Raw genomic sequence first — 19,993 nt, forward strand, 5'->3', positions numbered from 1 at the left:
CGCTCACGGTCGGCGCAGTCTGGTCGCGCCGAGTGGGCCCCGGAGGGGTGCGCGTAGGCGCGACGAAGCGGCTCAGCGGCGGACGGGGACGCTACCTGGCCGCGGTGCGATCCGGAGGATCGCGATGAACCTTGTGCTGGGCGGCCTGCGCGCGCGGCCGCACCACGAGCAGGTCGACGTTCACGTGGTGCGGGCGGGTGAGCGCCCACGCGATGCAGTCGGCGACGTCCTCGGCCACCAGCGGCTCGCGCACCCCGCGGTAGACGGCGTCGGCCCGCTCCTGCGAGCCGGTCCGGTTGAGCGAGAACTCCTCGGTCCGCACCATCCCGGGGGCGGTCTCGATCACCCGCACCGGCTCCCCGCAGAGCTCCAGCCGCAACGTCTCGGCCAGCGTGTGCACCCCGTGCTTGGCGGCGGTGTAGGAGGCGCCGCCCTCGTAGGAGACCAGGCCGGCGGTGGACCCCACGAACAGGACGTCCCCCGCGCCGGACGCGCGCAGCTTCGGCAGCAGGGCCTTGGTCAGGCGCACGGTGCCGAGCACGTTGACCTCGTAGGTGCGCGCCCAGGAGTCGAGGTCCGCCTCGGCCACGGGCGCGGCGTCGAAGGCCCCGCCGGCGTTGTTGACCAGCACGTCGACCCGGTCGAGCGCGGCCGTGAACGCCGCCACGGACGCGGGCTCGGTGACGTCCAGGGGGAGGGCGCGGCCCCCGATGGACGCGGCGAGCGCCTCGAGCCGGTTCAGCCGGCGGGCGCCGACGACGACGTCGAAGCCCTCGGCCGCCAGCCGCCGGGCCGTCGCCGCCCCGATCCCGCTCGAGGCACCGGTGACGACGGCGGTGCGGCCGGTACCGGGCAGCTGGCCGGCCCCCGCGGCGACCGAGGGTGAGGTACCTGACATGCCCCCATCCTGGCGCTGTTGCAAGATGGAGGACCGACAGGGGTGCTGGTCGGGGGCCCTCGCAGAGCAGAGCGGAGGTCCGTGGTGCCCGCTCGCCGCTTCCCCGCACCCGGCCGCCCGGCGCGCGTCGCGACGCTGTCGGTGCACACCAGCCCGCTGGACCAGCCCGGGGCGGGCGACGCCGGGGGCATGAACGTCTACATCGTCGAGGTGTCCCGCCGGCTGGCCGCCCGCGGCATCGAGGTCGACGTCTTCACCCGGGCCACCTCCAGCGAGCTGCCCCCGGTGGTGGAGGTGAGCCCGGGCGCCACGGTGCGGCACGTCAGCGCCGGGCCGTTCGAGGGCCTGGGCAAGGATGAGCTCCCCGCCCAGCTCTGCGCCTTCACCGCGGCGGTCCTGCGCGCGGAGGCGCAGCACGAACCGGGCTACTACGACGTCGTCCACTCGCACTACTGGCTCTCCGGGCAGGTCGGCTGGCTGGCGCGCGACCGGTGGGGCGTGCCGCTGGTGCACACCGCGCACACCCTGGCCAAGGTCAAGAACGAGGCGCTGGCCGACGGCGACCGGCCCGAGCCGCGCGCGCGGGTCATCGGCGAGGAGCAGGTCGTGGCCGAGGCCGACCGGCTGATCGCCAACACCGACGAGGAGGCCCGCCAGCTCGTGCGCCTCTACGGCGCCGATCCCGCGCGCACCCTCGTCGTCCCGCCCGGGGTCGACCTCGACCGGTTCGCACCGGGCAGCCGGGCCGCCGCCCGCCGCGCCGTCGGCGTCCGCGACGACGCCGTCGTCCTGCTCTTCGTCGGGCGCATCCAGCCGCTGAAGGCCCCCGACGTGCTGCTGCACACCGCCGCCCGCATGCTGGCCGACGACCCGGCGCTGCGGGCCCGCCTGCAGGTGCACGTGGTGGGCGCGCCCAGCGGCAGCGGCCTGGACGCCCCCCGCCAGCTGGAGGAGCTCGCCCGGTCCCTCGGCATCGGCGAAGTGGTGCGGTTCCACCCGCCCCAGCCGCCCGCCCGGCTGGCCGAGTTCTACCGCGCCGCGGACGTGACGGTCGTGCCCAGCCACAACGAGTCGTTCGGGCTGGTCGCCCTCGAGTCGCAGGCCTGCGGTACCCCGGTCGTCGCGGCGGCCGTGGGCGGCCTGCCGACGGCGGTGCGCGACGGCGTCTCCGGGGTGCTCGTCGACGGCCACCGCGCCGACGACTACGCCGCTGCGGTCCGCGCGGTCCTCGCCCGCCGCGAGCTCCTCGCCGCCGGCGCCGGCCGGCACGCGGCCGCGTTCTCCTGGGACCGCACCGCCGATGCGCTCGTCGCGGCCTACACCTCCGCGGCCGCCGAGATGGCCGCACCGCAGGCCCGCCCGCTGCGGGACCGCCGGCCCGGGCGGCTCCGGGCCCTGCCCGGGATGGGGGTGGCCCGGTGAGCCGGACCGTGGAGGAGCTCGACGCCGTCATCGACCGGACGCTGCGCGACACCGAGCTGGTGCACGAGCACCCGCGGCCGGGCACCTGGCTGGTGGACCTGCCGGGGACCAAGAAGCTGAAGACGGTGTGCGGCCTGATCGTGGGGGACCACGCGCTGCGGGTGGAGGCGTTCGTCTGCCGCCAGCCCGACGAGAACCGCGAGCAGCTGTGGACCTACCTGCTCCAGCACAACGCGCGCATGTACGGGGTCGCGTACTCGATCGACTCCGTGGGCGACGTCTACCTGACCGGCCGGCTGCCGCACGCCGCCGTCACGCCCGAGGAGCTCGACCGGCTGCTCGGGTCGGTCCTCAGCTACGCCGACGACCACTTCAACACGATGCTGGAGATCGGGTTCGGCACGTCGATCCGCCGGGAGTGGGACTGGCGGGTCAAGCGCGGGGAGTCCCTGCGCAACCTGGAGGCCTTCGCGGCCTTCGCCGATCCCAGCCGCCGCTCCGGCGCCGACCCCGACAGCAGGGCGTGACGGCGACCGACAGGTCCCGGCCGGGCGCGGTGGCGCCCGGCGACGAGCTGCCTCCCGGGTACGCCCGCCGCTGGTGGGTGCTGGCCACCATGACGATCTGCCTGCTCGTGGTGATCATGGGCAACACGATCCTCAACGTCGCCCTCCCGACGCTGCAGCGGGAGCTGGACGCCAGCCAGGGCGAGCTGCAGTGGGTCGTCGACGCCTACATCCTCGTGTTCGCCGGCCTGCTGTTCACCTGGGGCGTCATCGGCGACCGGATCGGCCGCCGGCGGGTGCTGCTCATCGGATTGGGCATCTTCGCCGTGGGGTCGGTGCTCGCCGCACTGAGCGACAGCCCCCTGGAGCTGATCGCCTGGCGGGCGGCGATGGGCATCGGCGGGGCGGCGGTCCAGCCCACGACGCTCGCCGTCATCACCAACGTCTTCCCGCCCCGCGAGCGCGGGCGCGCCATCGGCGTCTGGGCGGGGACGGCGGGGATCGCCGTCGCGGGTGGCCCGCTGGCCGGCGGTGCGGTCCTGGGGCACTTCTGGTGGGGCGCGGTCTTCCTCGTCGGCGTCCCCGTGGCGGTGCTCGGCATCGTCGCCGTGCTCGCCTTCGTCCCGGAGTCGAAGGACCCCTCCCCGGGCCGGCTGGACCTGCCGGGCGTGCTGCTGTCGATCGCCGCGCTCGCCGGCCTCGTCTACGGCATCATCCACGGCGGGGGCGGCGCGGGGTGGACCACGCCGGGCGTCCTCGTGCCGCTGCTGGGCGGCCTGATCCTGCTGGCGCTCTTCGTCTGGCTGCAGCGCCGGTCGGCCCACCCGGCGCTCGACGTCTCGCTGTTCCGCAACCCGGCCTTCTCCGCCGCCGCGGCGGCCCTGGGCCTGAACTTCTTCGCGCTCCTCGGCGCCACGTTCTACCTGGTGTTCTACCTGCAGGGCGTGCGTGGCTACTCGCCGCTGCAGAGCGGCGCGGCGCTGATCCCCGTGGCGCTCGGCATGGCGCTCATGGCGCCCCGGAGCTCCGGGCTGGCCGAGCGGTTCGGGGCCAAGGCCGTCTGCGCGACCGGCTTCCTGCTCATCACCCTGTCGTTCCTCGGCGTGCAGTTGCTCGACCTCACCTCGCCGGTCTGGCTGCTGCTGCTGGTCCTCTCGGTGCAGGGGCTCGGCATGGGCGCGGTGATGGCTCCCGCGACCGAGTCGATCATGTCCGTCGTGCCCCGGGAGAAGGCCGGCGCCGGGGCCGCGGTCAACAACTCCGTGCGGCAGGTGGGTGGCGCCCTCGGCGTCGCGATCCTGGGCTCGCTGCTCGCCGCCACCTACTCGGCGCAGCTGGGCTCCGCGGCGGACGGGCTGCCGGCCGGAGCGCGTGACGACGCCCGGCAGTCGGTCGTCGCGACGCTGGACGCCGTGCGGCGCGCGCAGGCCGAGGGGACGCCGGAGGTGGCCCGCGCCGCCGCCGCGGTGGTCGACCCGGCCCGCGACGCCTTCGTCACCGCGATGCACCTGACGGCGATCGGCACCGCCACGGCCACCCTCGTCGCGGCGGTGGTGGTGCTGATCTGGCTGCCCGGCCGGCCGAAGCGGGTGCCGTCGGTCACGCACTGACCCGATGGGGCAACGGAGAGTTGACGACGGCGGGTCCGCCGCCCAGGCTGGCGCGCGACGCGAGCGGGACTCCCCGCGCCGAACCGGAGGGAGTCCCCCGTGCCCGACCATGCCCACCACCCGGGCACGGGGCGACGCGACCCCTTCGCCCCGCTGCTGCAGAACCCGCTGGCCGCCCTCTTCCGCGAGCACACCCGCACGGGCGTGGCCACCCACGCCGTCCCCACCGGCGGTGCCCCCCTGCCGGTGACCACTTACGCCGACGGCCGGGCGCGCATCAACCTGGGCACCGGCAACTACCTCGGGCTCGCGGGCGACCCGCGCGTCATGGAGGCGGCCGGCGCCGCCCTGCGCCGCTACGGCACCAGCGCGTCGGGCAGCCGGGTGCTCAACGGGACCACCGCCCTCCACCTGGAGCTCGAGGCCGAGCTCGCCGACCTCTACGGCACGGAGGCGGCGGTGCTCACCTCCTCGGGCGTCAACGCCAACCTGGCGCTGCTGTCGACGGTCTGCGGCCCCGACGACGTGCTGCTCGTCGACGCCCACGTGCACGCCAGCCTGCACGCCGCTGCGGCGGCCAGCCGTGGCACGGTCGTGCGCTGGCGGCACAACGACCTGGACTCCCTCGCCGGCCGGCTGGAGCGCCTCGACCCGCGGGCGGGGGCCGTCGTCGTCGTCGACGGTGTCTACTCGATGACCGGTGAGCTCGCGCCGCTCGCCGGGATCACCGAGCTGTGCCGGCGGTACGGCGCCCGCCTCGTGGTCGACGAGGCGCACGGGCTCGGCGTCCTGGGCGCCCGTGGGCGCGGCGCAGCCGAGCAGGTGGGCGTGCTCGACCGCGTCGACGCGGTGACGGTCGCCCTCAGCAAGTCGCTGGCCAGCGTCGGCGGCGCGGTGATGACCTCTCGGGCCGCCGCCGACGGCATCCGCGCCGGCGCCATGCCCTACGTCTTCAGCGCCGCGAACGACCCGGCGTCGGTGGCCGCCGCCCTCGCCGCGCTGCGCATCCTCCGCACCGAGCCCGAGCGGCTGGCCCGGCTGCAGCACAACGGGGAGCTGCTGCGGGGGGCCCTGGCCGAGGCGGGAGCGGCGCCGGTGCCCGGCCGCGGCGCCGTCCTGGCGGTGCCGACCGGCAGCGAGGCGGTCACCGCTGCGGCGTGGGGGGCGAGCTTCGACGCCGGCGTCTACACGAACGCGGTGGCCTACCCGGCCGTGCCCCGCGGCAAGGGCGTGCTGCGGCTGACCGTCATGGCGACGCACATCGACGCGCAGCTGCGCGAGGCCGCCGAGGTGGTCGCCGAGGCGGTGCGCTGGGCGCGGGACGGCGAGCGGGAGATGGTGCTCGCCTGACGCTCCGCTGCCCGCCGGGACGCCGTCGGGCAGGATGATCGCCGTGACGACCTCCACGGGAACCCTGGTGCTGCTCCGCCACGGCGAGAGCGAGTGGAACAAAGCCAACCTCTTCACCGGCTGGGTGGACGTCCCGCTCACCGAGAAGGGGCGCGAGGAGGCCGCCCGCGGCGGACGCCTGATGGCCGAGCACGGGCTGCTGCCCGACGTCTCGCACACCTCGCTGCTGCGCCGGGCGATCATGACCGCCGAGCTGGCGCTGCACGAGGCCGACCGGCAGTGGATCCCGGTGAAGCGCTCCTGGCGGCTCAACGAGCGGCACTACGGCGCGCTGCAGGGCAAGGACAAGGCCGCCACGCTCGCCGAGTACGGCGAGGAGCAGTTCATGACCTGGCGGCGGTCCTACGACACCCCGCCGCCGCCCATCGAGCCGGGCAGCGAGTTCGCCCAGGACGGCGACGCCCGCTACTCGTTCCTGCCGCCGGAGGCGCGCCCGGCGACCGAGTGCCTCGCCGACGTCGTCGTGCGGATGCTGCCGTACTGGTACGACGCGATCGTCCCCGACCTGCGGCTCGGGCAGACCGTGCTGGTCGCCGCCCACGGCAACAGCCTGCGGGCGCTGGTGAAGCACCTCGACGGCATGGGTGACGACGAGGTGGTCGGGCTCAACATCCCGACCGGTGTGCCGCTGCGCTACGACCTCGACGACGACCTGCGGCCGGTGAAGGCCGGGGGCGAGTACCTCGACCCCGACGCCGCGGCGGCCGCCATCGAGGCGGTCAAGAACCAGGGCAAGCGCTGACGAGGGGGCCCGAAGGGTCCCCGAGGAAGCGCTGGACCCGCCGGGCGGATGCGGGCCAACGGCTGACGGCTGGACCTCTCCACCGGCTGAGGCGAGCCGGGTCGAGCCGGGCCACCGGACATCCAGCCGCGGCGTGCCGCGGCGGGACGTCCGGTGGTTCGGTCCGGCGGGTCCTCTCCGGGGTGCCGGGGCGGCCCCCCCCGGCCCCCCCCCCCCCCCCCCGCGCGGGCCCGCGGCGCCACGTCCGGTGGTGCGGTCAGACGTGTCCTCTCCGCGCACCACAGGGGTCGCGCAGCACCGCTGCCGCCCGCTCCGCCGGCTGAGGCGTCCTCGACCTCCCCGCGAGGCGCGTCGGCGAGCGGGGGCGCGGAGCGTTCCCCGAGTCGTCGCAGGGAAGGGCTCACCGTCACCGGGGAACGGCTCCCGGCCGCGGTGCCGTCCGGAGGACGGCGGTGTCACGGCCGCGGTGTCATCCGGAGGATGACGAGACTGCAGAGTCGTAGCGCTCGCCGGTGACCAGGTAGCAGACCCGGCGGGCGACGCTGACCGCGTGGTCGGCGAAGCGCTCGTAGTAGCGGCCCAGCAGCGTGATGTCGATGGCCGACTCGATGCCGTGCGGCCAGTCCTCGCTCAGCAGCTGGCGGAACAGCCCGCGGTGGATCTGGTCCATCGCATCGTCGTCGGTCTCGAGCTCCTGGGCGGCCTCGACGTCGCGCTTGGCGATGACCGTCGCGGTTTTCGTGATGAGCAGCTCCGCCACGTTGCCCGCCTCGAGGAAGGCCGGCCGCACCTCCTGCGGCACCGCGTGGTCGGGGAACCGCATGCGCGCCACCTTGGCGATGTGCGCGGCCAGGTCGCCCATCCGTTCGAGGTCGGCGACGATCCGCATGGCGGTCGTGATGGTGCGCAGGTCGCCGGCCACCGGCTGCTGCCGGGCGAGCAGCGTGAAGGTGCGCTGCTCGATGTTCTCGCGGGTGGCGTCGATCTGGTCGTCGCCGGCGATCACCAGGTCGGCCAGGGCGACATCGGCGTCCAGGAGCGCCGTCGTGGCCGTGCTCATCTGCGAGCCCACGGAGTTGGCCATCTCCACCAGGCAGGCGTTGATGTCGTCGAGTTCCTCGTGGTAGCTGTCCCGCACGGTCGTCCTCTCGTCGTGATTACCCGGCGACAGTAGGCGCGGCCGGGACCGATCCGGCCGCTGCGGGGTGAACTCCGGCCCACCCGCCGGTGAACAGTGACCCGTCCGAGCGGTGAACCTCTCGCCGGATCATGGTGCCTCGCCGCCGCGCACCTAGCATCTGGGCCGTGAGTCCACTGGTCGCCCTGGTGGTCGGCCTCCTCCTGGGTGGGGTGGTGGCCGCCACCGTCATCATCCGCTCCCGCCCCGACCTGGGGCGCCACCCCCTCGACGGCGGGTCCGTCCCGCTGCCCGAGGCAGCGCTGGCGCGTCGGCTCGTGGACCTGATGGACCCCGCCCTGGTCGTGGTGGGCATCGACGACGCCGTGCTGCTGGTCAATCCCGCGGCCCGCGCGCTGGGCATCGTCCGGGGCACCCGGCTGCTGGTGCCCGAGCTGCTCACGCTGGCCCGGGCGGTGCGCAGCGGTGGCACCCGGCGGGCCGACGTCCGGCTGCCCGGCGACCTGGTCGGCGCGGGGCCGCGGCTGGTCGGCGTGCACGGCGTGCGGCTCGACAGCGGCGCGGGCACGCCCGCGGGGCCGATCGCGCTGGTGCTGCAGGACGTCACGGAGGCGCGGCGGGTCGAGGCCGTGCGCCGCGACTTCGTGGCGAACGTCGGCCACGAGCTGAAGACGCCGGTGGGGGCCCTCGCCCTGCTCGCCGAGGCGATCGAGGGCGCCGCCGACGACCCGGAGGCGGTGCAGCGCTTCGCGGCGCGGATCGCCCACGAGGCCGACCGGCTGGGCCGGCTCGTGCGCGAGCTGATCGACCTCTCCCGGCTGCAGGGCGGCGAGCCGCTGCCCGAGCTGGTGCCCGTGGACGTGGACCGGGTGCTCGGCGAGGCGGTCGACCGCACGCGCACCGCCGCCCGCGCCAAGGAGCTGGAGATCGTGGTCGGCGGGCAACCGGGCCTCGTGGTGCGCGGGGTGGAGGGCCAGCTGGTCACCGCGGTCACCAACCTGCTCGCGAACGCGGTGGCCTACAGCACGGGGAAGAGCCGGGTCGCGGTCGCGGCCCGCGCGCGGTCGGGGTTCGCGGAGATCGCCGTGACCGACAGCGGCATCGGCATCCCGCGGGCCGACCGGCACCGGGTGTTCGAGCGCTTCTACCGGGTGGACCAGTCCCGCGCGAGCAGCACCGGGGGAACCGGGCTGGGGCTCGCCATCGTCAAGCACGTCGCCAGCAACCACGGTGGTTCGGTGACGGTCTGGAGCGAGGAGGGGCTGGGGTCGACCTTCACCCTGCGCATCCCGCTCGCCGGTCCCGCCGAGAACCCGGCGGCGGAGTCGTCCGCCTCCGCAACGCAGAATCGGGAGAACGAGCACCCATGAGCCGAGTCCTGGTCGTCGAGGACGAGGAGTCCTTCTCCGACGCACTGTCCTACATGCTGCGGCGGGAGGGGTTCGAGACCGTCGTGGCCGCCACCGGGCCCGACGCGTTGGCGGAGTTCGACCGCGGCGGGGCCGACATCGTGCTGCTCGACCTCATGCTCCCCGGCCTGCCCGGGACGGAGGTCTGCCGCATGCTCCGCGCCCGCAGCAACGTGCCGATCATCATGCTGACGGCCAAGGACGCCGAGATCGACAAGGTCGTCGGCCTCGAGCTGGGCGCCGACGACTACGTGACCAAGCCGTACTCGGCGAGGGAGCTCGTCGCCCGCATCCGGGCGGTCCTGCGCCGCCGGGGGGAGGCGGCCGACGCCGCCCCCGCCGAGGGCGGCGTGCTGGTCGCCGGGCCGGTCCGCATGGACGTCGAGCGGCACGTGGTCGCGGTCGACGGCGAGCAGGTCGCCCTGCCGCTCAAGGAGTTCGACCTGCTGGAGTTCCTGCTCCGCAACGCCGGCCGCGTGCTCACCCGGGCCCAGCTGATCGACCGCGTGTGGGGGTCGGACTACGTGGGCGACACCAAGACCCTCGACGTCCACGTCAAGCGGCTGCGGGCCAAGCTGGAGCCCGACCCCGCGAACCCGAAGTACCTGCTCACGGTGCGGGGCCTGGGCTACAAGCTGGAGGCCTAGGCGGACCGCCCCGGTCAGTCGTCCTTGAGGTCGTCGATCCTCTTGGACGCGTCGGCCTTCGAGATGTCGTCGGGGATCTCCTCGTCGGTACCCCGGGCCAGCGTCTCGAGGTAGCTCTTCTGGGCGCCGGTGGCGGGCTCGTCGCCGGTCACCCAGTCGTCCGGGTCCTTCTCGGTCGTCTGGTCGGCAGCGTTCGGTTCGCTCATGTGTTCGATGCTAGGCCGGGTGCAGCTCGGGCGCCTGCCGGACGGGTGCGGCGGCGCGGGCGGCCCGCGTCGCCTCCCACCGGCGGCCGGTCGGGTAGGCGTGGACCGCGCCGCAGGCGGGGCACTCCACGTGCAGCGCGATGTGCGTCGGGTGGTTGGTGACCGACCGGATGCGCCGGTCGGCGACCAGTTCGTCGGTCCTGGTGACGGGGCACGTGATCAGCAACATGGGAGAAGCCTGGCGCCGGCCGCCCGCCCGCACGAGTGGCAGGAGTGACCGCTACCGCAGCGTTTCTGCCATAGTGTGCCCATGGCAGAGGGACGCCCGCTCGTGGTCAGCCTCGTCGTCGGCGAGGGCCTCGTCGCCAGCTTCGGGCTGGGGGTGAGCAACGAGGTGTTCGGCTACGAGCGCCCGGAGATCGGCCTGCCCCGCTTCGACTTCGCGCTGGTCGCCGAGCACCCGGGCGTCCTGCGCACGGACACCGGCATCGGCATCCTCGTCGAGCACGGCCTCGACCGGCTGGACCGGTCCGACATCGTGCTGGTGACCGCCTGGGAGGTGGTCGACCGGTTGCCGTCACCGGCGCTGCTGGACGCGCTCCGGCGCGCCCACGCCCGGGGCGCGATCCTGGTGAGCCACTGCACGGGCGTCTTCGCCCTGGCCGCCACCGGTCTGCTCGACGGGATGCGCGTGACCACGCACTGGCGCTACGCCGGCGAGCTCGCCGCCCGCTATCCGCAGCTCGACGTCGACCCGGCGGTGCTCTACGTCGACAACGGGCGCATCCTCACCGGAGCGGGCACGGCGGCCGGCGTCGACGCGCTGCTGCACCTGGTCCGCCGGGAGTGGGGCGCCGCCGCGGCGAACGCGCTGGCCCGGGAGATGGTCGTCCCGCCGCACCGCGACGGCGGGCAGGCGCAGTTCATCGACGCGCCCGTCCCCGCCTGCTCCGACGACCTGCTCGGCCTGGTGCTGGAGTGGGCCGGCCACCACCTCGCCGAGGACCTCTCCGTCGACGTCCTCGCCCGGCGGGCGCTGATGAGCCCGCGCAGCTTCGCCCGGCGGTTCAAGGCCACCACCGGCACGACGCCGCACGCCTGGCTGCTCGCGCAGCGGCTGGCGGCGGCCGAGGAGCTCCTGGAGAACAGCGACGCCCCGGTCGAGGAGATCGCCCGGCTGGTCGGGTTCGGGACGGCGGCGGGGCTCCGCGAGCAGTTCACCCGCCGGCGCGGGGTCTCCCCCCGGGCCTACCGGCAGACCTTCCGGACCGGTGCGGTGTCACGCCTCGGGGCGGCGCCGGTGCAGCTGGACGGGCACCGGCCCGGCGAGGGCGGGGCTGGCCGGGTGCGGGGCGACCAGGCCCTGGTCCAGCCGCAGCTCGGCCAGCCGGCGTAGCTCGTCGTACGCCGGGCCCCCCAGCAGCGCGACCAGCTCCGCGGCGTAGGTCTCGACCAGCGGTTCGGGGGAGACGTGCGCGGTCGGGGAGCCGGTGCACCACCAGTGCAGGTCGTGGCCGCCGGGCCCCCACCCGCGCCGGTCGAACTCGCCGATCGTCGACACCAGCACGCGCGTGCCGTCGGGGCGGTCCACGTGCTCCTGCTCGCGGCGCACCGGCAGCTGCCAGCAGACGTCCGGCTTGGTCGTGAGGGGGTGCAGCCCGGTGCGCAGCGCCATCCGGTGCAGCGCGCACCCCGTTCCGCCGGCGAAGCCGGGGCGGTTGAGGAAGACGCAGGCGCCGTCCACCACGCGGGTCCGCAGCGACCGCACGGGTCCGCCGGCGTCGTCGGCGGTGCGCCCGTCCTCCGGTTCCCCGGCGGTGCGCCCGTCCTCCGGTTCCCCGGCGGTGCGCCCGTCCTCCGGTTCCTCGGGTGTGCGCCCGTCCTCCGGTTCCTCGGGTGTGCGCCCGTCCTCCGGTTCCTCGGCGGTGCGCCCGTCCTCCGGTTCCTCGGCGTCGTCCTCCTCGGTCCACGAGCCGCGTCCGACGCGGGCGAGCTGCCAGTCCTCGTCGGTCAGGTCGGCCACCGCGGCGGTGACCCGGTGCAGGTCGTCCTCGTCGGTGAAGAACGCGCCGTGGCTGCAGCAACCGTCGTCCGCACGCCCCTCGACCACCCCCGCGCAGCCTCGGCCGAACACGCAGGTCCACGCCGACGTGAGCCAGGTCAGGTCGGCGCGGACGACGTGCCCGGGATCGGCCGGGTCGGGGAACTCCACCCACTCCCGGGCGAAGTCGGGGGCGACCTCGTCGGGGGGCTCGTTCTCCACCGGGCCAGCGTAGAAGGACCCCCTGCTCCCGCTCCGCTCACCGCCTCGCGGTGGGGCCCGGCAGGGTGTCGTCCGGCAGAATCGGCCGCATGCGGCTGGGTGTGCTGGACGTCGGCTCGAACACGGTGCACCTGCTGGTGGTGGACGCCCACCGCGGTGCGCACCCCACGCCGATGCACGACGACCGCTGGCTGCTGCGGCTCGCCGAGCAGATCGGGGACGACGGGCTGCTGTCCAAGGCGGGGGAGAAGGCGCTCCTGCGGGCGGTGCAGAACGCCTGCGAGCAGGCCGAGAAGCAGGGCTGCGAGGAACTGCTCGCGATGGTCACCTCCGCCATCCGCGATGCGGCCAACGGCCTCGAGGTGCTCGACCGCGTCCGGGAGCGGACCGGCGTCGAACTGCAGGTCCTCAGCGGTGAGGACGAGGCCCGGCTGACCTTCCTCGCCGTCCGCCGGTGGTTCGGCTGGAGCGCGGGGCGGCTGCTGGTCTTCGACATCGGCGGCGGCTCGCTCGAGCTCGCCAGCGGCGTCGACGAGGACCCGGACGTCGCCCTGTCCCTGCCGCTCGGCGCCGGTCGCATGACCCGGCGCTTCCTGCCCGGGGCGCAGCGGGGCGGACGGCCGGATCTGGCGGCGCTCGACGAACTCGCGGAGTACGCCGACGCGCTGATCGAGCCGGCTGCGAAGAAGCTCCGCGACGTCGGGACGCCGGACCTGGTGGCAGCCACCAGCAAGACCTTCCGCACCCTCGCCCGCCTGACCGGCGCCGCCCCCTACTCGGCGGGGCTGCAGGTGCCGCGCGAGCTCACCGCCGACGGGCTGGGGCAGCTCGTCGGCTTCATCTCGCGGATCGAGAGCTCGGCCCTGGCCGAGCTCCGAGGGGTCTCGCCCGACCGCGCACACCAGGTTCCCGCTGGAGCGGTTGTCGCTGCCGCAACTCTGCGTGCGCTGGACGTACGGTGCGTGAAGATCTGTCCGTGGGCGCTGCGCGAGGGAGTCATCCTCCGCCGGCTGGACTCGTTGGGAGGGGCGTGATGGCCGAACCGGACTGGAACCCGGACACGGGAGGACGCTCGCTCGCCGAGATCCTGCGCGAGGCCGGCATCGAGTCCGCCGCCCGCACCGCCCGACGCCGGCGTTCCGACGACGACGATGACACGGGCATCCGCCAGCGGCGCGCCGACGCCGACGCCGGCGCCGACCGGACCGGCTACGGCCGGCGCCGCAGCGACCTGCAGGTCCCCGAGCCGGCGCCCGCGGCCGCGCGGGGCAGCCGGTCGGCCGGCCGGGCCGCCGACCCCGTGACCGCCGCGATCCCGGGGCTGCGGCCCGACCGCAAGCCCGGGGTCCCGCATCCCTCCGGTCCGGTGCCGCCGCTCCGGCGCCCCGCCGAGGCGGCGGAGGCGGCCGGTGCGCAGCGCACGACCACCCGCCGGCCCGCCCGCGGGGCGACAGCGGCCGGGGCAGCCCCTCGAGACGGCGTGCCGTCCACCGGGCCGATCCCCGTGGTGCGGGCGGACGACGCCGACCTCGACGCCACCCCGCGCGAGAGCGCGCTGGCCTGGCTCCGCTTCGCCGGCGAGCTGGTCATCGCCCTCGCGGCCGGGGTCGGCATCTACTTCGCCGCCACCGTGCTCTGGGAGTTGATCCCGCACCTGGCGGTGTTCCTGGCCCCGCTGGCCGTCACCGGGCTCGTGGCCGGGGTGAACCTGTGGCGCGAGCGCCAGGGCACCGAACCGGTGGGTGTCCGCCTGCTCGCCGTCCTGGTGTTCGCGGGCACCCTGCTCACGATCGCCCCGGCGGCGACGCTCCTCGCGACCTCCTGACCGCCGGTCAGGCGTCGGCCGGCTCGGCGTCGCGCGACGGGGCGAACTCCTCCACGATCGCCGCCCCGAAGGCGTCGAGGTCGTCGGGCTTGCGGCTGGTCACCAGGTTGCCGTCGACCACGACCTCCTCGTCCACCCAGTCGGCGCCCGCGTTGCGCAGGTCGGTCTGCAGCGAGGGCCAGGAGGTCATCCGGCGGCCGCGGACCACACCGGCCTCGATCAGCACCCACGGGGCGTGGCAGATCGCGGCCACCGGCTTCCCCGCGTCGAAGAACGCCTTCACGAAGGTCACCGCATCGGCGTCCGCGCGCACGAAGTCCCCGTTGATGACGCCGCCGGGCAGGACCAGGGCCGCGTAGTCGTCGGGGTCGGCCGAGCCGAGGTCGGTGTCGACCGTGCGCCGCTCGCCCTTGTCGATGTGGTCGTAGGCGGTGATCGTCCCCGTCGAGAACGACACCAGCTCCGGCTCGGCGCCGGCCTCCTCGAGCGCCTGCCAGGGGCGGTCCAACTCGACCTGCTCCACACCGTCGGTGGCCAGCACGGCCACCCTCATCCCATCCAGTTCTCCTGCCATGACGGCGGCGCTACCCGGTGCCCGGAGCCGGCACACGCCGGAGCACTACGGTTTCGGGCGTGCCCGTCCGTCCGCGTGCCCGCCGCGCCTCGCTGCCTCCCGTGGGCGCCGCGCGGGGTGCCGGGGACGTGGTCGGCCCGGCCGCCGGGCCGGCGGCCGTCCGGTGCCTCGACGTCCGGACGGCGGGCGACGGGGAGCCGGCCGTCGACCCACGACCGATCGCCGTCACCGGTGAGCGCGCGGCCCGGGACGACCGCGCGCCCGACAGCTGGGAGCCCGTCATGCCCTGGGGAGAACCGACCGAGGAGCAGCGCCGCCTGCCCGCCGCCGGCCACGCCGTCCGCGGGCAGCTGCCCGTCGCGGTGGTGCGGCCGTGACCGCGACCGGCCGCCGCGGCCTGGCCATCGTCGGCGGCGGCAAGATCGGCGAGGCGCTGCTGTCCGGCCTCGTCCGGCGCGGCGGGGCCGACGGGCTCCTCGTCGTCGAGCGGAGCCCGCAGCGCGCCGCCGAGCTCACCGACCGCTACGGGGTCCCCGCGGTGGGGCTCGCCGACGCCGCGGCCCGGGCGCGGGTGCTGCTGCTGGCGGTGAAGCCGCAGGACATCGACACGCTCCTGGGGCTGGTCGCGGCGCACGTCGACGACGGGCACCTGGTGGTCTCCGTGGCCGCGGGCGTGCCCACGGCGCGCATCGAGGCGGCGCTCCCGCCCGGGGTCCCGGTCGTGCGCGTCATGCCGAACACCCCGGCGCTCGTGGACGAGGGCATGAGCGTGCTCTCGGCCGGTGCGCACGCGGGGGAGGAGCACCTGGACGAGGCGGAGGCGCTGCTGGCGGCGGTCGGGCGCGTGCGCCGGGTGCCGGAGTCCCAGCAGGACGCCGTCACCGCGCTGTCGGGGAGCGGGCCCGCCTACTTCTTCTACCTGGTCGAGGCGATGGTCGACGCGGGCATCCTGCTGGGGCTGCCGCGCGCGCTGGCCGCGGACCTCATCGTGCAGACGGCGCTGGGTGCGGCGGTGATGATGCGCGACTCCGGCGAGCACCCGGTCCAGCTGCGCGAGGCGGTCTCCAGCCCCGGTGGCACGACGATCGCCGCGATCCGGGAGCTGGAGAAGCACGGCGTCCGGGCGGCGCTCATGGCCGCGATCGAGGCGGCGCACGCGCGCTCGGTGGAGCTGGGCCGGGACGCGACCTGACGACAAGTCCTGACGTCGACACGGCAGGACGCGGTGCCGGCGCCTTCCCGTGTCGACAGGTCGACGCGCACCGGGCGTGAGTGGGCGAACACGGTAGTGCACATCGGCGCGGATCTGCACCACCCTGCGTCACTGAGTTCTCACCGTGTCGCGAAACGCGCCGGAACGCGTGTGCACCGTGTTGCATAGGTGTAGTTCTGCCTAGGACGGACCGGTCCGCCTGTTCGTTTCACCCATCGCTTCAGTCACGCCCGCCCCCTTACTCTCAGTACCAGCGCGTGCGTGTTCAGTTGCCGGTGGGGAAGCCGGCGCCACGACACGAGCTAGGTACCGGAGACGAAGACATGACCATGCCCCAGCGCCACGCTGCCGCCACCGTCGTCCGTCCGGGGATGCCCATGCCCCGTCAGATGGGTCGCCCGATGAGCGCCGCGGCGGTTGCCCGCCCCGTGCCGGCCCAGCACCCCGCCGCCATGCCGATCGGCCGCCCGACCGTCCCGGCCCCCCGCGCCGCCGTCACCTTCCTGACCGTCGCCGAGGTCGCCTCGATGATGCGCGTCTCCAAGATGACCGTGTACCGCCTCGTCCACGCCGGTGAGCTCTCCGCCGTCCGCGTCGGCCGCTCGTTCCGCGTGCCGGAGCGCGCCGTGCAGGACTACCTGCGCGACGCCTACACCGACATCGCCTGAGAGGCGCACCGCTCCGCCTGCAGCGTCGCGACGAGTGGGGGCCGGAGGCTCCCGCGAGGAGTGACGGGCCGGCTCCACCCGACGGGAGCCGGCGCCTCGCGGCAGTGTCGCGCCGAGTGGGCCCCGGAGGGGTCCGCGCAGGCGTGACGGAACGGCTCAGCGCGACAGGGGCACGGCCGTTGGTCGCGGTGTCGCCCGGAGGGTGACCGTGGGAAGAGCATCGCCGCGGGGTGGCTCGGGTACGCTCGGTCGCCGGGCGACGGCAGGGCAGGCTCCTGCGGCCGCGTTCGAGCTGATCATTTCGCGAAGTCGGGAGAGCACACGTGGGTTCGGTCATCAAGAAGCGGCGCAAGCGGATGGCGAAGAAGAAGCACCGCAAGCTGCTGAAGAAGACGCGCGTCCAGCGCCGCAACAAGAAGTGAGCTGAGGCTCGTGCCGCCTGCGGTCGTCCTCGTCACCGGTGTGAGCCGGTGGCTGGGTGGCGCGCTGGCGGCCGAGCTCGCCTCCGACCCGCGCATCCAGCGGGTCATCGGTGTGGACACGGTCCCCCCGTCGCCGGCCATGCTGCGCCGGTTGGGTCGCACCGAGTTCGTCCGGGCCGACATCCGCAACCCGTTGATCGGCAAGGTCATCGCCGCGGCGTCGGTCGACACCGTCGTGCACATGAACATCAGCTCCACGCCGGCCGGCTCCGGCGGGCGGGTGCCGATGAAGGAGCTCAACGTCATCGGCACCATGCAGCTGCTGGCGGCCTGCCAGCGGGCGTCGTCGGTGCGCCGTTTCGTGCTGAAGTCGACCAGCGCCGTCTACGGCGCCTCGTCACGAGACCCCGCCGTCTTCACCGAGGCCATGCAGGCGCGGCAGGTGCCCTCCGGCGGCTTCGCCCGGGACAGCGTCGACATCGAGGGCTACGTGCGCTCCTTCGGCCGCCGCCGGCCCGACGTCGACGTGGCCGTGCTCCGGTTCACCAATTTCATCGGCCCGCGCATCGACTCGCTGCTGACCGGCTTCCTGCGCATGCCGCTGGTGCCGACGGCCCTGGGCTACGACGCCCGGGTGCAGCTGCTGCACGAGGACGATGCGCTCGCGGTGCTGACGCGGGCGACCACCGGCGACTTCGCCGGCACCGTGAACGTGGGCGGCGAGGGCACTCTCCTGCTGTCGCAGGCCATCCGCCGGCTGGGTCGCATCGAGCTGCCGCTGCCCACGCCCGCCCTGGGCTCGGTCGGCCGGCTGTCGCGCCGGTTCGGCTTCGTCGACTACTCCCCGGAGCAGATGCGCTTCCTGAACTTCGGCCGCGTGGTCGACACGACGGTGCTGCGCCGCGACTTCGGCTACACCCCGCGCTACACCACCGCGGCCGCGCTGGCCGACTACGCGACCACCGTGCCGCCGGTCCTCGACCCGGCCGCCGTCCGGACGGTGGGCGGTGGGCTGCGGTCGGTGCTGGGCCGGATCGGCGACACCGCCTCGGCCGTGGAGCACCGGTTCCGGCCGGCCCCGCCGTCCCCGGCGCTGCGGGCGGTGCGCGATGCCTGAGGCCCGGGTCATCCGGCTGCGCCCCGAGGACGACGAACCCCGCGTGGCCGCGCCGCCCACGCCGCCGGGCTGGGAGGAGCAGCTGGCCGGCGGCGTCGACTTCCTGCAGCGCCGGCTGACCGGCGAGTACGAGACCGACGAGTTCGGCTTCGACCCCGACCTGGCCGACCACGTGCTGCTGCCCGTGCTGCGCCCGCTGTTCCGCTCCTGGTTCCGCGTCGAGACGTTCGGCCTGGAGAACGTCCCCTCCGACAGCGGGGCGCTGGTGGTGGCCAACCACTCAGGGACGCTTCCCATCGACGCGCTGATGACCACGGTGGCGCTGCACGACGAGCACCCGGCGGGCCGCCGGTTCCGGCTGCTCGGCGCCGACCTGGTCTTCGAGCTGCCCGGGGTCGGCGCGCTGGCCCGCAAGTTCGGCGCCACCCTCGCGTGCAACGAGGACGCCGAGCGGCTGCTGACCGACGGCGAGCTGGTGGGCGTCTTCCCCGAGGGCTTCAAGGGCATCGGCAAGCCGTTCCGCGAGCGGTACACGCTGCAGCGCTTCGGCCGGGGCGGCTTCGTCTCCGCGGCCCTGCGCACCGGGGCGCCGATCATCCCCTGCGCGATCGTGGGCGCCGAGGAGATCTACCCGATGATCGGCAACGCGCGCACCGCCGCGCGGCTGCTCGGGCTGCCGTACTTCCCGGTCACGCCGACGTTCCCGCTGCTGGGCCCGCTCGGCCTGGTTCCGCTGCCGTCGAAGTGGCTGATCGCCTTCGGCGCGCCGATCGAGACGGCGTCCTACGGCCCGGCCGCCGCCGAGGACCCCATGCTGGTCTTCAACCTCACCGATCAGGTGCGCGAGACCATCCAGCACTCGCTCTACCAGCTGCTGCTGCGCCGCAAGAGCGTCTTCGGCGCCTGAAGCAGCGTCGGCCGCGGCCCGGCGACCGGGGCCGGTGGCTGTGCGGCCCACCAGGGCAGCTTGTTGCGCCGGCGCAGCGCCAGCGCGCCGCCCACGAGCCCGCCCGAGAGCGCGGCCGCGGCCACCGTGGGGACGCCGATCTTCGCCGCCTTCCGGCCGGTGCGGAAGTCGCGGATCGGCCAGCCCAAGGCGCGCGCCTCCGCGCGCAGCTCGGTGTCCGGGTTGACCGCGACGGCGGTGCCGGTCAGCGAGAGCATCGGCAGGTCGTTGGCCGAGTCGCTGTAGGCGGTGCACCGGGTCAGGTCCAGGCCTTCCCGCTCGGCGAGCGCGAGGACGGCCTCCGCCTTCGCCGGCCCGTGCATCAGCTCGCCGACGAGACGGCCGGTGTACCGCCCGTCGACGATCTCGGAGACGGTGCCCAGCGCCCCGGTCAGGCCCAGCCGCTGCGCGATGATCGACGCCAGCTCGATCGGCGTGGCCGTGACCAGCCACACCCGCTGGCCGGCGTCGAGGTGCTGCTGCGCGAGCACGCGCGTGCCCGACCAGATGCGGTCGGCCATCAGCTCGTCGTAGATCTCCTCGCCGGCCTGCTGGATCTCGGAGACCTCGCGGCCGGCGACGAAGGCCAGCGCGTTCTCGCGGATGGTGAGCATGTCGTCGGCGCTCTCGTTGCCGGCGATGCGGAACTTGGCCTGCTGCCAGACGAAGCGGGCGAGGTCGCGGCTGGAGAAGTACTTGCGGGCCGCCAGCCCACGGGCGAACCAGAACAGCGACGCGCCCATCATCATGGTGTTGTCGACGTCGAAGAACGCCGCAGCCGTGAGGTCGGGTTCGACGGCCGGGGGGCTCGCGACCTCCGCGGCCGCCGCCGACGCGGCGCCGGCGACGTGGGCGCGGATCTCCCCGGCGGTCTGCGCGGCACGGCGACCGCGCACCGACAGTCGCGGCACGGCGACCTCCCTCACTCGATCCGGTCCCAGGACCCCGGGGCCGGGCCTGACGTCGTCCCCGGCACC

General features: G+C 74.8%; 23 protein-coding genes. 16 read left to right on the plus strand and 7 right to left on the minus strand.

Annotation, left to right across the window (positions count from 1 at the left end; genetic code table 11):
• Positions 1–91: 91 nt before the first annotated feature.
• Positions 92–898 carry an SDR family oxidoreductase gene (locus tag QOZ88_RS01820; protein ID WP_305998118.1) on the minus strand — a complete coding sequence of 269 codons (807 nt, stop codon included), beginning with the start codon at positions 896–898 and terminating at the stop codon, positions 92–94.
• Between the two features lie 84 nt (positions 899–982).
• Here QOZ88_RS01820 and mshA point away from each other — a divergent pair, with 84 nt between their 5' ends.
• From mshA to QOZ88_RS01845, 5 genes are all read left to right on the plus strand, one after another.
• Complete coding sequence (mshA, locus tag QOZ88_RS01825) at positions 983–2,320, plus strand: D-inositol-3-phosphate glycosyltransferase (RefSeq protein WP_305998119.1); 1,338 nt, start codon at positions 983–985, stop codon at positions 2,318–2,320.
• Positions 2,317–2,847, plus strand: a complete 531-nt coding sequence (locus QOZ88_RS01830; RefSeq protein ID WP_305998120.1) for a YbjN domain-containing protein — start codon at positions 2,317–2,319, stop codon at positions 2,845–2,847. Before mshA ends, QOZ88_RS01830 begins: the two co-directional genes overlap by 4 nt.
• Positions 2,844–4,436, plus strand: a complete 1,593-nt coding sequence (locus QOZ88_RS01835) for an MFS transporter (RefSeq protein ID WP_305998121.1) — start codon at positions 2,844–2,846, stop codon at positions 4,434–4,436. The genes QOZ88_RS01830 and QOZ88_RS01835 overlap by 4 nt, the downstream gene beginning before the upstream one ends.
• Positions 4,437–4,535: 99 nt before the next feature.
• Positions 4,536–5,786, plus strand: a complete 1,251-nt coding sequence (locus tag QOZ88_RS01840) for an aminotransferase class I/II-fold pyridoxal phosphate-dependent enzyme (RefSeq protein ID WP_305998122.1) — start codon at positions 4,536–4,538, stop codon at positions 5,784–5,786.
• Positions 5,787–5,820: 34 nt separating this feature from the next.
• Positions 5,821–6,588, plus strand: a complete 768-nt coding sequence (locus QOZ88_RS01845) for a phosphoglyceromutase (protein WP_305998123.1) — start codon at positions 5,821–5,823, stop codon at positions 6,586–6,588.
• A gap of 469 nt (positions 6,589–7,057) precedes the next feature.
• Here QOZ88_RS01845 and phoU read toward each other — a convergent pair whose 3' ends face one another.
• Positions 7,058–7,726, minus strand: a complete 669-nt coding sequence (gene phoU, locus QOZ88_RS01850; RefSeq protein ID WP_305998124.1) for a phosphate signaling complex protein PhoU — start codon at positions 7,724–7,726, stop codon at positions 7,058–7,060.
• A gap of 167 nt (positions 7,727–7,893) precedes the next feature.
• Here phoU and QOZ88_RS01855 point away from each other — a divergent pair, with 167 nt between their 5' ends.
• Positions 7,894–9,096 (plus strand): sensor histidine kinase, encoded by a 1,203-nt coding sequence (locus QOZ88_RS01855; protein WP_305998125.1) that lies wholly within the window; start codon positions 7,894–7,896, stop codon positions 9,094–9,096.
• A complete protein-coding gene (locus QOZ88_RS01860; protein ID WP_305998126.1) occupies positions 9,093–9,782 on the plus strand; it encodes a response regulator transcription factor in 690 nt (229 codons plus the stop codon). The genes QOZ88_RS01855 and QOZ88_RS01860 overlap by 4 nt, the downstream gene beginning before the upstream one ends.
• Before the next feature lie 14 nt (positions 9,783–9,796).
• Here the strand turns inward: QOZ88_RS01860 and QOZ88_RS01865 are convergent, their stop codons facing one another.
• Together QOZ88_RS01865 and QOZ88_RS01870 are read right to left on the minus strand one after the other, a co-directional pair.
• Positions 9,797–9,988, minus strand: coding sequence for a DUF3072 domain-containing protein (locus QOZ88_RS01865; RefSeq protein WP_305998127.1), 192 nt, complete (start codon positions 9,986–9,988; stop codon positions 9,797–9,799).
• Positions 9,989–9,998: 10 nt separating this feature from the next.
• Entirely contained in the window at positions 9,999–10,217 is a 219-nt protein-coding gene (locus tag QOZ88_RS01870) for a hypothetical protein (protein ID WP_305998128.1), read from the minus strand.
• An 81-nt stretch (positions 10,218–10,298) separates the two neighbouring features.
• Between QOZ88_RS01870 and QOZ88_RS01875 the strand changes: the two genes are divergently transcribed.
• Positions 10,299–11,384, plus strand: coding sequence for a helix-turn-helix domain-containing protein (locus QOZ88_RS01875; protein WP_305998129.1), 1,086 nt, complete (start codon positions 10,299–10,301; stop codon positions 11,382–11,384).
• Here QOZ88_RS01875 and QOZ88_RS01880 read toward each other — a convergent pair.
• Positions 11,268–12,251: a hypothetical protein gene (locus QOZ88_RS01880; protein ID WP_305998130.1), complete on the minus strand. Its 984-nt coding sequence runs from the start codon at positions 12,249–12,251 to the stop codon at positions 11,268–11,270. The genes QOZ88_RS01875 and QOZ88_RS01880 overlap by 117 nt on opposite strands.
• An 89-nt stretch (positions 12,252–12,340) precedes the next feature.
• On the opposite strand from QOZ88_RS01880, the gene QOZ88_RS01885 reads away from it, so the two are divergent.
• Positions 12,341–13,285, plus strand: coding sequence for a Ppx/GppA phosphatase family protein (locus tag QOZ88_RS01885; RefSeq protein WP_305998131.1), 945 nt, complete (start codon positions 12,341–12,343; stop codon positions 13,283–13,285).
• Positions 13,285–14,076, plus strand: a complete 792-nt coding sequence (locus QOZ88_RS01890) for a hypothetical protein (protein ID WP_305998132.1) — start codon at positions 13,285–13,287, stop codon at positions 14,074–14,076. The genes QOZ88_RS01885 and QOZ88_RS01890 overlap by 1 nt, the downstream gene beginning before the upstream one ends.
• 7 nt (positions 14,077–14,083) lie before the next feature.
• Here QOZ88_RS01890 and QOZ88_RS01895 read toward each other — a convergent pair whose 3' ends face one another.
• Positions 14,084–14,629: a type 1 glutamine amidotransferase domain-containing protein gene (locus tag QOZ88_RS01895; RefSeq protein WP_305998133.1), complete on the minus strand. Its 546-nt coding sequence runs from the start codon at positions 14,627–14,629 to the stop codon at positions 14,084–14,086.
• An 80-nt stretch (positions 14,630–14,709) separates the two neighbouring features.
• Here QOZ88_RS01895 and QOZ88_RS01900 point away from each other — a divergent pair, with 80 nt between their 5' ends.
• The 6 genes from QOZ88_RS01900 to QOZ88_RS01925 all read left to right on the plus strand — a co-directional run bounded on the left by QOZ88_RS01900 (position 14,710) and on the right by QOZ88_RS01925 (position 18,977).
• On the plus strand, positions 14,710–15,027 hold the full coding sequence (locus QOZ88_RS01900) for a hypothetical protein (protein WP_305998134.1): 318 nt from the start codon (positions 14,710–14,712) through the stop codon (positions 15,025–15,027).
• Positions 15,024–15,842 (plus strand): pyrroline-5-carboxylate reductase, encoded by an 819-nt coding sequence (gene proC / locus QOZ88_RS01905; RefSeq protein WP_305998135.1) that lies wholly within the window; start codon positions 15,024–15,026, stop codon positions 15,840–15,842. Before QOZ88_RS01900 ends, proC begins: the two co-directional genes overlap by 4 nt.
• Positions 15,843–16,186: 344 nt before the next feature.
• Positions 16,187–16,531: a helix-turn-helix domain-containing protein gene (locus QOZ88_RS23240; protein ID WP_305998136.1), complete on the plus strand. Its 345-nt coding sequence runs from the start codon at positions 16,187–16,189 to the stop codon at positions 16,529–16,531.
• 323 nt (positions 16,532–16,854) lie between these two features.
• Entirely contained in the window at positions 16,855–16,953 is a 99-nt protein-coding gene (locus QOZ88_RS01915) for a 30S ribosomal protein bS22 (protein WP_012854759.1), read from the plus strand.
• A 10-nt stretch (positions 16,954–16,963) separates the two neighbouring features.
• Positions 16,964–18,070: an NAD-dependent epimerase/dehydratase family protein gene (locus tag QOZ88_RS01920; protein ID WP_091931053.1), complete on the plus strand. Its 1,107-nt coding sequence runs from the start codon at positions 16,964–16,966 to the stop codon at positions 18,068–18,070.
• On the plus strand, positions 18,063–18,977 hold the full coding sequence (locus QOZ88_RS01925) for a lysophospholipid acyltransferase family protein (protein ID WP_305998137.1): 915 nt from the start codon (positions 18,063–18,065) through the stop codon (positions 18,975–18,977). The genes QOZ88_RS01920 and QOZ88_RS01925 overlap by 8 nt, the downstream gene beginning before the upstream one ends.
• Here the strand turns inward: QOZ88_RS01925 and QOZ88_RS01930 are convergent.
• Positions 18,935–19,927, minus strand: a complete 993-nt coding sequence (locus QOZ88_RS01930; RefSeq protein ID WP_305998138.1) for an HAD family hydrolase — start codon at positions 19,925–19,927, stop codon at positions 18,935–18,937. The two genes, QOZ88_RS01925 and QOZ88_RS01930, sit on opposite strands and share 43 nt — an antisense overlap.
• Between the last annotated feature and the right edge of the window lie 66 nt (positions 19,928–19,993).

The organism is Blastococcus carthaginiensis, from assembly GCF_030731085.1.
In the GTDB taxonomy this organism is placed as follows: Bacteria; Actinomycetota; Actinomycetes; order Mycobacteriales; family Geodermatophilaceae; genus Blastococcus; species Blastococcus carthaginiensis.

Coding starts and splice junctions, on each gene's coding strand:
- QOZ88_RS01870 (WP_305998128.1), bottom strand. CDS start 10,217: ATGTTGCTGATCACGTGCCCCGTCACCAGGACCGACGAACTGGTCGCC.
- QOZ88_RS01860 (WP_305998126.1), top strand. CDS start 9,093: ATGAGCCGAGTCCTGGTCGTCGAGGACGAGGAGTCCTTCTCCGACGCA.
- QOZ88_RS01865 (WP_305998127.1), bottom strand. CDS start 9,988: ATGAGCGAACCGAACGCTGCCGACCAGACGACCGAGAAGGACCCGGAC.
- QOZ88_RS01820 (WP_305998118.1), bottom strand. CDS start 898: ATGTCAGGTACCTCACCCTCGGTCGCCGCGGGGGCCGGCCAGCTGCCC.
- QOZ88_RS01925 (WP_305998137.1), top strand. CDS start 18,063: ATGCCTGAGGCCCGGGTCATCCGGCTGCGCCCCGAGGACGACGAACCC.
- QOZ88_RS01885 (WP_305998131.1), top strand. CDS start 12,341: ATGCGGCTGGGTGTGCTGGACGTCGGCTCGAACACGGTGCACCTGCTG.
- QOZ88_RS23240 (WP_305998136.1), top strand. CDS start 16,187: ATGACCATGCCCCAGCGCCACGCTGCCGCCACCGTCGTCCGTCCGGGG.
- QOZ88_RS01875 (WP_305998129.1), top strand. CDS start 10,299: ATGGCAGAGGGACGCCCGCTCGTGGTCAGCCTCGTCGTCGGCGAGGGC.
- QOZ88_RS01890 (WP_305998132.1), top strand. CDS start 13,285: ATGGCCGAACCGGACTGGAACCCGGACACGGGAGGACGCTCGCTCGCC.
- QOZ88_RS01895 (WP_305998133.1), bottom strand. CDS start 14,629: ATGAGGGTGGCCGTGCTGGCCACCGACGGTGTGGAGCAGGTCGAGTTG.
- QOZ88_RS01845 (WP_305998123.1), top strand. CDS start 5,821: ATGATCGCCGTGACGACCTCCACGGGAACCCTGGTGCTGCTCCGCCAC.